Source organism: Rhodococcus sp. KRD175 (assembly GCF_017168275.1).
In the GTDB taxonomy this organism is placed as follows: domain Bacteria; phylum Actinomycetota; class Actinomycetes; order Mycobacteriales; family Mycobacteriaceae; genus Rhodococcoides; species Rhodococcoides fascians.
On sequence record NZ_JABFAQ010000017.1, the window covers coordinates 33,728 to 46,276 of the forward strand.

At 64.2% G+C, this 12,549-nt stretch carries 12 protein-coding genes, 1 tRNA gene and 1 other RNA gene; 11 read left to right on the forward strand and 3 right to left on the reverse strand.

Translation table 11 applies throughout. The features are described 5' to 3' along the window. Positions 1–17: 17 nt before the first annotated feature. The gene (locus J1M81_RS22920) at positions 18–926 is read right to left on the reverse strand and encodes a LysR family transcriptional regulator (RefSeq protein ID WP_155288574.1); all 909 of its coding nucleotides are present in this window, start codon (positions 924–926) and stop codon (positions 18–20) included. Positions 927–1,065: 139 nt separating this feature from the next. Between J1M81_RS22920 and J1M81_RS22925 the strand changes: the two genes are divergently transcribed. The 3 genes from J1M81_RS22925 (at position 1,066) to J1M81_RS22935 (ending at position 3,507) form a co-directional block, all read left to right on the forward strand. Next, complete coding sequence (locus J1M81_RS22925) at positions 1,066–2,481, forward strand: MFS transporter (protein ID WP_206498913.1); 1,416 nt, start codon at positions 1,066–1,068, stop codon at positions 2,479–2,481. After that, positions 2,478–3,224 (forward strand): 3-hydroxybutyrate dehydrogenase, encoded by a 747-nt coding sequence (locus tag J1M81_RS22930; protein ID WP_206498914.1) that lies wholly within the window; start codon positions 2,478–2,480, stop codon positions 3,222–3,224. The genes J1M81_RS22925 and J1M81_RS22930 overlap by 4 nt, the downstream gene beginning before the upstream one ends. A 127-nt stretch (positions 3,225–3,351) precedes the next feature. Further along, positions 3,352–3,507 (forward strand): IS3 family transposase, encoded by a 156-nt coding sequence (locus J1M81_RS22935; RefSeq protein ID WP_206497673.1) that lies wholly within the window; start codon positions 3,352–3,354, stop codon positions 3,505–3,507. A 230-nt stretch (positions 3,508–3,737) separates the two neighbouring features. On the opposite strand, the gene J1M81_RS22940 is transcribed toward J1M81_RS22935, so the two are convergent. Continuing rightward, positions 3,738–3,825, reverse strand: a tRNA-Ser gene (locus J1M81_RS22940). Positions 3,826–3,920: 95 nt separating this feature from the next. Between J1M81_RS22940 and ffs the strand changes: the two genes are divergently transcribed. Continuing rightward, positions 3,921–4,015, forward strand: an RNA gene (ffs, locus tag J1M81_RS22945) — signal recognition particle sRNA small type. 54 nt (positions 4,016–4,069) lie between these two features. Next, entirely contained in the window at positions 4,070–5,356 is a 1,287-nt protein-coding gene (locus J1M81_RS22950; RefSeq protein WP_032373957.1) for an aminotransferase class I/II-fold pyridoxal phosphate-dependent enzyme, read from the forward strand. A gap of 63 nt (positions 5,357–5,419) precedes the next feature. Here J1M81_RS22950 and J1M81_RS22955 read toward each other — a convergent pair whose 3' ends face one another. Further along, positions 5,420–6,937, reverse strand: a complete 1,518-nt coding sequence (locus tag J1M81_RS22955; protein ID WP_032364593.1) for a DHA2 family efflux MFS transporter permease subunit — start codon at positions 6,935–6,937, stop codon at positions 5,420–5,422. 105 nt (positions 6,938–7,042) lie between these two features. Between J1M81_RS22955 and J1M81_RS22960 the strand changes: the two genes are divergently transcribed. The 6 genes from J1M81_RS22960 (at position 7,043) to J1M81_RS22985 (ending at position 12,548) form a co-directional block, all read left to right on the forward strand. Then, positions 7,043–7,714 (forward strand): TetR/AcrR family transcriptional regulator, encoded by a 672-nt coding sequence (locus J1M81_RS22960; RefSeq protein ID WP_032369276.1) that lies wholly within the window; start codon positions 7,043–7,045, stop codon positions 7,712–7,714. 161 nt (positions 7,715–7,875) lie between these two features. Next, positions 7,876–9,132: a lipase family protein gene (locus J1M81_RS22965; protein WP_045841657.1), complete on the forward strand. Its 1,257-nt coding sequence runs from the start codon at positions 7,876–7,878 to the stop codon at positions 9,130–9,132. A 220-nt stretch (positions 9,133–9,352) separates the two neighbouring features. Continuing rightward, positions 9,353–10,006, forward strand: coding sequence for a phosphate signaling complex protein PhoU (gene phoU / locus J1M81_RS22970; RefSeq protein WP_027494559.1), 654 nt, complete (start codon positions 9,353–9,355; stop codon positions 10,004–10,006). 37 nt (positions 10,007–10,043) lie between these two features. After that, a complete protein-coding gene (locus J1M81_RS22975) occupies positions 10,044–10,847 on the forward strand; it encodes a transglutaminase family protein (RefSeq protein WP_045841454.1) in 804 nt (267 codons plus the stop codon). Between the two features lie 34 nt (positions 10,848–10,881). Beyond that, positions 10,882–12,108 carry a hypothetical protein gene (locus tag J1M81_RS22980; RefSeq protein ID WP_155288572.1) on the forward strand — a complete coding sequence of 409 codons (1,227 nt, stop codon included), beginning with the start codon at positions 10,882–10,884 and terminating at the stop codon, positions 12,106–12,108. A gap of 5 nt (positions 12,109–12,113) precedes the next feature. Then, a complete protein-coding gene (locus J1M81_RS22985) occupies positions 12,114–12,548 on the forward strand; it encodes a hypothetical protein (protein WP_032399303.1) in 435 nt (144 codons plus the stop codon). The last annotated feature ends 1 nt before the right edge of the window (position 12,549 follow it).

A 12,549-nucleotide genomic window follows, 5' to 3' on the forward strand; every position in this document is an offset into this window, starting at 1 on the left:
GCGTAGGTTCCGTGCGTTCATTTCTCACCCAGTAGAGCCGAGTGTTGTTCGGTGACCACCGCACGAATCGCGTCGATCACTGCGGACACTTCGGGTCGTCTGAGGGTTTCGGTGCGGGTGACGAGCCAGTAGGTCAGGGTCACCGCGATGGCGTCGGGCAGGATTCGTTGCAGGTCGGGGTGTCGGTCGGCCATGAAACACGGCAACAATCCGATGCCTGCCGAGGCTCGTGTGGCCTCGACATGGACGAAGACGTTGGTCGACGTCACCGATTCGCGCATCGTCGGAGTAAAGTTGGGGGCCAGATCCAGATCGTCGACGTGCAGCATCGAGTCGATGAAGTAGATGAACGGATGGGCGGCGAGGTCGGCCGGCACCTGCGGTGTGCCGTGCTCGTCCACGTAGGTCTGCGACGCGTACAGACCCAGCACGTAGTCGCCGAGCCTGATGGCCTCCGCGCGATGCACCTGCGGTTGTCCGACGACGATCTCGATGTCCAGTCCGGACCGTTGCCTCGACGCACGTCTGGTGGTCGCGACGATCTCCACCGACACCAGCGGATGAGTGCGTTGCACGCGAGCAGCCGCAGGGGCTGCGATGTAAGCACTGAAACCGTCCGTGGCCGAGATGCGTACGACGCCCTTCAGCGCACCCGCGTCGCTCGAGACCAGCGTCTGCAGCGCGTTTTCGACGGCCTCGGCAGCGGCCAGTGCGCCGTGCCCCAGTTGAGTCAGTTCCCAACCTCCGCCGGCACGGGTGAGCACTCGTCCGCCGAGGGTGTCCTCGAGTGCGGCGATGCGTCGGGAGATGGTCGTGTGGTTGATGCCGAGGTCGTCGGCAGCGGAGCTGTAGCGTCCGGTTCGACTGACGGCGAGCAGGACCAGCAGATCGTCGGCACTGGGAACCTTCCCGTCACCGCGTGTCATGTGTGCAGTTTTGCAGATCGAACCTGCGTCCATGCCTCTTGCGCAGAAAAAGATCTGCACCAATACTCAGACCAACCCCGCTACATGTGTGGTCTGTCACAAACACGAGCACGCAGTGCCGAGCAACACAGGAGAAGCTATGAGCGTCGACCAACCGCTGGCAGAAAGGTCCGAGCCGGACCCCGATGCCACCCCCACCGGCCTGAAGAAGGTCGTCGGAGCATCGATGGCCGGCACCATCGTCGAATGGTACGAGTTCTTTCTCTACGGAACCGCCGCCACACTGGTGTTCAGCAAGATCTTCTTCGCGGCCGGAACCAGTGAACTCGACGCCATCCTCGCGGCCTTCGTCACCTACGCCGTCGGCTTCGTCGCACGACCCCTGGGCGGCATCGTCTTCGGACACTACGGAGACAAGTACGGCCGAAAGAAGCTGCTGCAGTTCAGCCTCGTCCTCGTCGGCGGAGCCACGTTCCTCATGGGTTGCCTACCGACATTCGAGGCCATCGGCTACTGGGCCCCGGCACTGCTGGTGACCCTGCGATTCATTCAGGGCTTCGCCGTCGGCGGCGAATGGGGTGGCGCGGTTCTCCTTGTCGCAGAACACAGCCCGAACAAGAGCCGCGGATTCTGGGCCAGCTGGCCGCAGGCAGGCGTCCCCGCCGGTAACCTCCTCGCCACCGTCGCACTGCTCGTCCTGACGACAACCCTGTCCGACGAAGCCTTCCTCAGCTGGGGCTGGCGCGTCGCGTTCTGGCTCTCTGCCGTCATCGTTTTCGTCGGCTACTACATCCGTACCAAGGTCTCCGACGCCCCGATCTTCCTCGAGGCACACAAGCAGGCCGAGGTCATCAAGGCCGCGTCGTACGGCGTCTTCGAGGTCGTGAAGCGTTACCCGCGTGGCGTATTCACCGCGATGGGTCTGCGCTTCGGTGAGAACGTCATGTACTACCTCGTCGTCACCTTCTCCATCACCTACCTCAAGGTGGAGGTCGGCACCGACACCAGCACGATCCTGTGGTGGATGCTCATCGCCCACGCGATCCACTTCTGCACGATTCCGTTGGTGGGCAGGCTCGCCGACCGCATCGGCCGCCGTCCGGTGTACTTCGCCGGTGCCCTCACCGCGGCAACGTGGGGCTTCTTCGCCTTCCCGATGATGAACAGCGGCCACAGCGTCGTCATCCTGCTGGCCATCATCATCGGCCTGATGTTCCACGCCTTCATGTACGCCACGCAGCCGGCCATCATGGCCGAGATGTTCCCGACGCGGATGCGGTATTCCGGTGTGTCCCTCGGCTATCAGGTCACCTCGATCGTCGCCGGCTCGCTGGCCCCGATCATCGCCGTGAAGCTGCTCGACATCTACGGCTCGTCCGTGCCCATCGCGGTGTACCTGGCCGTGGCCTGCGCGATCACCGTGGTTGCCGTCGTCGTAGCCAGGGAGACAAAGGGATTGGCGCTCGAAAGCATCGACATTGCCGACGCCAAGAACCTGGCCACCGAAGCCGAGCTGGCGAAGGCCGGTCTGCTCGATCCGAGTGTAAAGCGGTGACCGACCTGACCGGACGCTCCGCCCTCGTCACCGGGGGAGCGTCCGGCATCGGGGCCGCGTGCGCGCGTGAGCTCGCCGGCCGCGGTGCCCGCGTCACCATCGCCGACGTGAACGACGTCGCAGCAAAGGAATTGGCGGCCGAGCTCGACGGCGAGGTGTGGTCGGTCGATCTGCTCGACACCACCGCGCTGGACGACCTTCGGTTGGACGTCGACATCCTCGTCAACAATGCGGGTATCCAAACCGTCGCACCGATCGTCGATTTCGACCCCGGCGCATTCCGTCGAATACAGACGCTGATGGTCGAGGCACCGTTCCTGCTGATTCGTGCGGCGTTGCCTGGGATGTATGCCCGCCGGTTCGGCCGAGTCATCAATCTGTCGTCGGTGCACGGACTGCGGGCGTCGGAATTCAAGGTCGCCTACGTCACCGCCAAACACGCACTCGAAGGACTGTCGAAAGTGACAGCCCTCGAAGGTGCAGCGCATGGCGTGACGAGCAACTGCGTCAACCCGGGATACGTCCGCACACCGCTGGTGGAAAAACAGATCGCCGATCAGGCCAAGGCGCACGGGATTCCCGAGAACGAGGTGCTGGAGAAGGTGCTGCTGACCGAAGCCGCCATCAAGAGACTTGTCGAACCGGACGAAGTCGCTTCACTGGTGGGATGGCTGACGTCCAAGAACGCAGGAATGGTCACCGGGGCGTCGTACATCATGGACGGTGGTTGGTCGGCTCGTTAGATTGGTGACGCCGGTCTGCTGCGCCCCCACTTTGGGATCAATGTGGGTTTCAGTCGCTCAGATTGCAATGCACAGCTCCCCGGAAGTTGGACTGAGTAATTCAGTTCCGACTACCGGGGAGTTTTGTATGCGTGCACGAAGTTCACTTACCGAGGATCAGCGGGTCGCGGCGGTAGCGTTGTTCGAGGATGGTGTCATCGACTGGTTCAACAACGACCGCATCTCGCTACGACTCGACGGCCTGAGCCCGGTGCAATACCGAGCCCAGGCCCTCGCAGCCTAGGATTTCCATTAACCGGTCCAACCCACGGGGTCCAGTGCACAACAAAGTCGCATTCATCCGGATCGGGTCGCCGCACCCCACCGGATGAATGCGGCTTTGTTGCACTCAGACGGACTCGAACGCCCATTGATCCGGAGACGGGTGGGCTGATCGGGAGACGGGTGGGCGCGAGCCGGAGCACCCCTCCCCGAACAGCAAGAAGCCCCCGTGACGTGTCACGGGGGCTTCTCTGGCGGAGGATAGGGGATTTGAACCCCTGAGGGCGTTAACCCAACCCGCGTTCCAGGCGAGCGCCATAGGCCACTAGGCGAATCCTCCGTGGGGGAGCTTACCCGGTTACCCCCACCATCTCCCAAATCGGGAGGCGCGAAGGGTGGTGATGCGTTGCTCGACGGGAGGCGGCTACACTTCCTAACGGATCCCGCGCGGCGCGCATCCTGTGAACTCCCCCAGGGCCGGAAGGCAGCAAGGGTCAATGGGCTCTGCCGGGTGCGCGGGGTCCCCTTTATTTCAGTGACATAGACACTGTCCGGGGAACCCAGTCACCGAGAGGCCGCTCCGCATGCCAGCGCAAACCCAGTTGGGTCTGATGAACCATGAGGAGCTCGCCTCCGAGCACGAGCGGCAGAGCGCGAAGTACACGCAGCTCAAAGCCGAGAATCTGAAGCTGGATCTCACCCGCGGCAAGCCGTCGCCCGAGCAGCTCGATCTCGCTGCCGAGCTGCTGACGCTCCCCGGCGCGGACTACAAGGACGGCAACGGCACCGATTGCCGCAACTACGGTGGCCTTGCGGGTCTGCCGGAATTGCGTGCCATCTTCGGTGAACTGCTCGGCATCCCGGTGAAGAACCTGGTGGCCGGTAACAACGCCAGCCTTGAGATCATGCAGGACCTGATGGTCTGGGCTCTGCTGCACGGGCTGTCGGATTCGCCGCGCCCGTGGTCGGCGGAGCCGAACGTTCGCTTCCTGTGCCCGGCCCCCGGCTACGACCGTCACTTCGCGATCACCGAGAGCTTCGGCATCGAGATGATTACGGTGCCGATGGGTCCCGACGGACCCGATGTGCACGAGATCGCCAACTTGGTGGCGTCGGATCCGCAGATCAAGGGCATGTGGGTGGTGCCGAACTACGCAAACCCCACCGGAGCCGTCTACTCGAAGGAAGTCGTTCGCGCACTGGCCACGATGCCGGCTGCTGCGCCTGATTTCCGTCTGTTCTGGGACAACGCCTACGCGGTGCATCCGCTGACCGAGGAGTTCGCGCCGTCCTACGACGTCATCGGGATGGCGGCGGAGGCCGGTTTCCCCAATCGCGCGTTCGTGTTCGCCTCGACGTCGAAGGTCACGTTCGCCGGTGCGGGCGTCAGCTTCTTCGGCAGTTCCGAGGAGAACCTCGCCTGGTATCAGAAGCACCTCGGTAAGAAGAGCATCGGCCCGGACAAGCTCAACCAGCTGCGGCACCTGCGTTTCTTCGGTGACGCGGAGGGGGTGCGGGCTCACATGGCCAAGCATCGCGAGATTCTCAAGCCCAAGTTCGCGCTGGTGCAGCAGATCCTCGAGGACCGGCTCGGTGCGTCGAAGATCGCGTCGTGGACCGAGCCCAAGGGTGGTTACTTCATCAGCCTCGACGTGCTCGAGGGCACGGCAGCTCGGTCGATCGCGCTGGCCAAGGACGCCGGAATTGCTCTGACGGCCGCCGGCTCGGCCTTCCCGTACGGAAAAGATCCGGAAGACAAGAACATTCGCCTCGCCCCGAGCTTCCCGTCGCTCGGTGAGCTGGAGAAGTCGATGGACGGCGTCGCAACCTGCGTTCTGCTGGCCGCGACGGAGAAACTGCTCGAAGGCTGAACGCATGTGAGTGGAAACTCGTAGCAGGCTACGCGTTTCCACTCACATGCGGCGAAGCCGCTCTCAGTGCCCGACGACGACCGCACCCTCGGGAGCGGAGGGCAGCGGCCCCTTCTTCAGGAGCGTGGCCGAGAGCACCGCGCCCAGTAGGAAGATGCCCGACGCCCACCAGAAGGTGGTCGTGTAGCTGGCAATTTCGGCGTTGGCCTGCAGCAGAGCCGCATCGGTTGCCGTCGCCATGTTGGAGCTGACGTAGCTGGTAGCGGCGTTGGCTGCCACGGTGCTCAGGAGTGCGGTGCCGATCGAGCCGCCCACCTGCTGCATGGTGTTCACCGTTGCCGACGCGACGCCGGAGTCGTCCGGGGCGACGCCCGAGATTGCGCCCTGCATGGCCGGTGCCATGGTGGCACCGAGTCCGAGACCCATGATGATCAGGCCGGGCAGGATGTGCGTGACGTAGCTGCTGTCCAGATCGATCTGGGTGAGCAGTCCCATACCGATCGACGCGACGACCAGGCCGGTCGTCATGAGGATGCGCGGTCCGAACCGGGGGAGGATCAGTGCCGTCGACAGTGTCGCGGTGAGGATCAGCGACGCGATCATCGGCATGAACGCGAACCCGGTGGTGATCGGGGTGTACTTCAGCGTGCTCTGCAGGTAGTAGGTCAAGAACAGGAACACCGCGAACATGCCTGCGCCGGTGACGAACACCGCGAGGAATGATCCGGCCCGGGTGCGATCCAGAACGATGCGCAGCGGCAGCAGAGGGTGTTCGACGCGATTCTGGATGGTTACGAAGACGGCGAGAAGAACGACACCTGCCGCAAGGAAGCCGAGGGTGACGGGGTTGCTCCAGCCGTCGGACTCGGCGTGGGCGAAGCCGTAGACGATCGAGAACAGCGCAGCGGAGACGGCGATCGTTCCGGGGATGTCGAGCTTGGGTCGGACGTCGACCTTGTGCTTGGCCAAGAACAGGAAGGCTCCGACGAAGGCGAGCGCAGCGAAGATCAGGTTGACGTACAGGCTCCAGCGCCAGTTGGCCCACTCGGTGAGCATGCCGCCGAGCAGTAGACCCAGTGCGCCTCCGCCGCCGGCGATGGCACCGAAGATGCCGAAGGCCTTGGCGCGTTCTTTGGTGTCGGTGAAGGTGGTGGCCAGCAGTGACAGGGCCGCGGGTGCCAGCAGCGCACCGAAGACGCCCTGACCGGCGCGGGCAGCGACGAGCATGCCGAAGTTGACGGCCGCGCCGCCCACTGCCGACATCAACGCGAAGCCGACGAGGCCGATGAGGAAGGTGTTACGTCGACCGAAGAGGTCGCTCAAGCGTCCACCGAGGAGCAACAGGCTGCCGAACGCGAGTGCGTAGGCGGTGACGACCCAGGAGCGGTCGGCGTTGTCGAAGCCCAGATCGAGCTGGGCGGCGGGGAGTGCGATGTTCACGATGGTCGCGTCGAGCACGACCATGAGCTGGGCCAGTCCGAGAGTGGCGAGAATCAACCAGCGATTCCGGTGCGCACGCTCGTCCGCCGGCGTCGTGGTCGACGTTGCGCCGTCCACGTTCTCCGATGAAAGGGTGGTCATGGTGTCCTCGGTTCGACTATGCGGAGGTGTATCCTCCGGTTGTAGGGCAAAGGTAGCAGCTAAGTGGAGGAATGTCCTCCGCTTATCGGGTGAAACGGACATCGAATGAGTGTGAGAGCGGACACAGCGGCATCGAAGCCCCTACGGGCGGATGCCGAACGCAACCGACGCCGCATCGTGGACGCGGCTCGCGAGTTGTTCGCTTCCCGCGGTATCGACATCACGCTCGACGACGTCGCCGCACACGCCAAGGTGGGCGTCGGCACCGTCTATCGCCGCTTCTCGTGCAAGGAAGAGCTCATCGACGGCGTCTTCGAGCAGCGCCTCGAGGGAATGCTCGCCAGTGCCGAACGCGCCCTCGAAGCGGAAGATCCCTGGAGTGGGTTGGTGGGCTTTCTCTCGGACGTATGCGAGGAAATGGCCTCCGACCGCGGGCTCGGTGATGTGGTCCTCGGGTCGGACGAGGGGTGCCGCGGCATCGCGGAGATGCGCCGACGGATCGATCCGTTCTTCGCGAAAATCGTCGATCGCGCCCTCGAATCCGGTCAGCTGCGTCCCGATGTGGCCGTCACCGACTTCTATCCGGTGCTGGGGATGATCGGCTCGACCGTCGAATTCTCCAGTCATGTCGATCCCGCGAACTGGCGTCGGTACTTCACGGTGCTGCTCGACGGCCTGCGCGGTGATTCGGTACCCCGATCGGAGCTCCCCGGACGTCCCTTCACCGACGACGAAGTGGATACGGCGAAGGCGGCCATGCACGGTCGCCGCCGCTGACTGGTGATTCGTCCAACTTCGGTCTGTACGTTGTGTGCGCCGTCACGTAAGGTGCGTCACGGTAAGTGCTACGCGGGGTAGCGCACACCTGGCAGCAGGTGTTCAGACGTTGGGGGTTCGATTTGCGTTCGACGCGTGTCTTCGGTTCGGCCGTGGCAGTGATGGCAGTGTTCATGGGGGTGACTGCGCCGGCCGTGTCGGCAGCACCGTCGACGGGTTCGACCGTCGAATCCGACTTCTACATTCCGCCGAGCCCGCTGCCCGCCGGCGCGCCGGGCGACGTGATTCGTTCCGAGCCTTCGCATCTCGCGCTGTCGGTGCCGGGCATCGGCGGCACCCTGCCGGGTGAGGCAACCCGAATCATGTACCGCAGCACCGATTCCAACGACGACGCCAACGCCGTCACGGGTACCTACATCGACCCGGCCGCGCCGTGGACCGGTCCGGGGCCGCGCCCGCTCGTGGTGTTGGCACCGGGAACGCAGGGGCAGGGCGATCAGTGCGCGCCGTCGAAGATGCTCAACAACGTCATCACCTACACCCCGCCGCTCGGATTCATGGTCGAGTACGAGGTACTGGCCGCGTATTCGCTTCTCTCCCAAGGCTATGGCGTCGTGATCACCGATTACGAGGGTCTCGGCACGCCGGGCGCGCACACCTATGTGAACCGCGCGTCCGAGGCCCATGCCGTGCTCGACGCGGCCCGCGCAGCTCGGCAGTTGCAGGGCACCAAGATCTCCGGCGACGGCCCGGTCGCGGCCTACGGCTACTCGCAGGGTGGCGGAGCTGCCGCAGCGGCGGCCGAGATCGCCGATGAATACGCCCCGGAACTCGACCTGGTCGGCACCTACGCAGGAGCACCTCCCGCGGATCTGAAGGCGACCCTCGAACAGGTCGACGGCACCATCCTCACGGGCGTGATCGGCTACACCCTCAACGGCCTGCTCAATTCCGACCCCGGTCTGCAGCCGATCGTCGACGAGAACATCAACGACGCAGGAAAGGCCATGCTGAACCTGGTCGCGAATCAGTGTGTCGGAGAGACGATTCTGAACGTCGGGCTGCACCGCACCAACGAGTACACCAAGACCGGCGAGCCGTTGTCGGTCGTGCTGGACAGGTTGCCCGTCGCGCAGGAAATCCTGGCCAAGAACAAGATCGGTGAGCGTACGCCGAATGCCCCGGTACTGATCCAGTCCGGTACCTCCGACGACATCGTGCCCCACGGTCAGGCCGTCGAACTGGCCGGCGACTGGTGCGGCAAGGGTGCAACAGTGCAGCTCAGTTCCGCGCAGGTCCCGGCTATCGTGCCGGGTTCCGGTGCCGGGCATCTGATCCCGGACATCCTCGGTCTCGGCGAAGCTCAGAGCTGGATCAAGGATCGCTTCTACGGAGTGCCCGCCCCGTCGAATTGCTGATCGGCAACCGATGATCGAACGGCCCGCGCTCACCGAGCGCGGGCCGTTCGGCGTTCCCTCCCATGTCGACCATCGATTCGTGTCAGCAGGAATGACCGACGTCACACCGTCGAGTTCTCCAACGAGCCCACAGCGGTGTGAGGGTGTAGAAGGATGCGCAGCAGGGTACTGCCCTGCAATGCCCTGAGGTTGGGCTGTCGAGCGGTTGGGGTGAGTGAACATGCGGGACAGTTACACGGAGGCGCTCGACACGTTGGCGTCGGAGCTGTCCGAAATGTCGAGAATCGCGGAACGAGCGATGGCTGACGCCACGCGCGCGCTGCTCACCGCCGACATCGTGCTCGCCGAGCAGACGATCGAGTACCGCGAAGAGATCGACACTCTCGCCGTCGAATGGGAACACGAGGCCTTCGCTTTCCTCGCTCGACAGTCGCCGGTTGCTCACGATCTGCGCCGTGTCGTATCCGGGATCAACATCGTGGCCGACCTCCAGCGCATGGGTGGACTCGCGGTGCACATCGCCGAGCTGGCCCGCCGCCGTCACCCCGCGCATGTGCTGCCGCCCGAGGTCGAGGGCGTGTTCACCGAGATGGGTCGGGTAGCCATCGCTCAAGCGGAGGCGACCCAACGGGTGCTCGAGACGCGGGACGCCGAACTCGCCGCGAGTCTGCGAACGCAGGACGAGGAGATGGACGCTCTTCACCGCAGCCTGTTCATGTTGACCTCCGCGCCCGACTGGCCGCACGGTGTACCGGCCGCCGTCGACATCACGTTGCTCGGCCGCTTCTACGAGCGTTATTCCGACCACACCGTCGAGGTCGCGAAACGGGTCATCTTCCTGGTGACCGGAGCGCGCCCCACCGACGAGTCTTAGTCTGCGAGAACCGCTCGGAGATGGCAGGATCGGCACGATGAAACGTGACGTCTCCGCGTACCTCGATGTCGATGTGACCGAGGCCAGCACCCTCGAGTTCCAGATCGCGATCGCGCCGCACCCAGGAACCGAAGTGTGGGAGGCACTCTCGTTCACACTCGACGGCCAGCCCGTCGAAGCGCAGGAGATCAGCGGCGCACACGGCACTCGCATCCACAAGCTGCACGCCGACGTCGGCAAGCTCGAAGCGTCGTACTCGGCGACGATCTACGGCAACACCGACCCGGCACCGGTGTCCGATTACGACCTGTCGCTGTATCTGCGGCCGAGCCGCTACGCCGAGGCAGACAAGTTCTTCGGTTTCGCGGCAACGGAATTCGGCTCGTACCCGCCGTCGGAGAAGCTGCTCGCCGAGGTGTCGTCCTGGGTCGGAGCCCGGCTGAGCTACGTTCCCGGAAGCAGCGACCCCATCGACGGCGCCGTCGACACCCTCCTCGCCGGTGCCGGGGTGTGCCGCGACTACACCCACCTCGTCGTCGCACTGCTCCGCGCAGTGAACGTGCCCGCTCGACTCGTGGCCGTGTACGCGCCGGGCTGCGATCCGATGGACTTCCACGCTGTCGCCGAAGCCTTCGTCGAAGGACAATGGCGAGTGGTCGACGCCACCTGCCTCGCGCCGCGATCGACCCTGGTGCGCATCGCAACCGGACGCGACGCAGCCGACACCGCATTCCTCGACAATCACGGCGGATCGATCATCCTCAACAGCGCCGTCGTCGGAGCCGTCGTGGATGGGCCGCTGCCCTTCGACGACATCACCCAATTGGTGTCGATCACCTGACCCTGTCGCGGCGAGGCGCGTTAGGCTGCGGCCCGTGCGAATGTCGTTGCGGCGTGGTGGTGTGTGGCCCGATGTGATCGTCGTCGGCGCTGTGGTTGTCGTCGGTGTCGTGTTCGCAGGGCTTACTCACCAGCCGATGGGGCAGTCGGAAATGGGTTATGGCAGTGAGCCTGTCGAATACCCCGTGGACATCCCAGGGTGCGCATCGGTAGAGCCGCCCGAGGAAGATCAGTTCTACGAAGTGATCGTGGGCCGTGACTACGACGACCCCTCCTACCCGTGGTTGACGTCGAAAAAGGCGAACTCGATGTCGATCGCAGTGCGCAAAGCCCTTCCCTCTCAGGTCGACGTCGTTGCTGGTTCGACGTTCTGGTCCGGCGGTGATCCGCTGATTTTTCAGCCGGTTGCCAGCGCGGACGGAGCGTATGACCCCGGCACCTCCGCGGACGGCATAGTGTCTCGCGACGGTGTCGAAGGTTCGCTGATGGTCAATGTGACCCGCGTCGACGACGGTCCCAAGCCATGCCAGGCCGGGTGGCTGGACGCTCGCGAGATTCTCTCCGACGGAACCGTCGTCGACACCAGGGACACCTGGGATGAATTCGACGGGGATCGCACCCATTCGAATATCGTGCGCGTGTACGCACCCGATAATTCCGTCGTCGTTGCGTCATCATCGGACCGGAACGCTAATTACGTGTCCACCGGTTCCGTGCCACTGTCGATCGAGGAGTTGCGCACGATAGCGCTGCGGCCGGAGTTGCTCTGGTCTGCACCGGTTCCGGAGGGAACTCTCCCACTTCCAATTTCGTGCGACACCAATTCCAAGGGTGCAGGGCAGTTCTCGCCGGAGGCCGTCGATCGCCTCAATGCCTCCCTGGACGAGTTCTGGCGAGCGGCCGAGATGCCAGTGGAACTCGACAGACCGCTGGGCTCGATGCGAACTGCCCCTTCTGGATCGGCCGGCGCGTGCGGAGCCGTGCTGGCCGACGACGGCACCCTGATGATCAGGGTGATCGACGCGGACTACGTGCCCGCCGAGAATCCATGGGGTGCGGTGACATTGCCGGACGGTTCGGAATTTCGCGACGACAACCCCGGCGCGAGTGCAATGACTCTCGACGGTGATCCGATCGAGGACGTCACGTTGGTCAAACCGTCGGGCACCCGAGTGGACGTGCAGATCGCGGCATCGGAAACCGACGTGGACCGGCCGCTTCTGCAGGCTATCGCGTTGGTGGTAGCCGGTTCGGTCGACTGAGAATCGTGATCTTCATTGCCGGATTCATGATCGTGGTGGTGGTATCGATTGCGGCTGTTCGTTCACGTGACGGCTTGTGCATGGCCGCCGTCACGCTGGTGTGGCTCCCCCTCGGCATTGCTTTCCTGACCATTTGTGCGTTCAGCTATCGGTGGGCAAACCAATCAGGTTGTCGCGAAGCCTTTCCCGAGTATTTCGGGTACCGGCCGCCGGATTACGAGGTGGAGCCGTTTCCCGTCGAGGACCGGCAGACGTGGTGGCCTCTCGGTCGAGAATGCGTCGGCCGCGACTCCGATACCGGCACCGTGATCGTCGAGCACACTGGCTGGGTAACAACGATGATCGTGTACCCAGCCTTGACCTGTGCGGTGGTCGCACTGGCTGTCGTCGTAGTAAGACTGTCTGCTCTCGGGCGACGCGCCGGCCGTGCGCGGTCGTGAG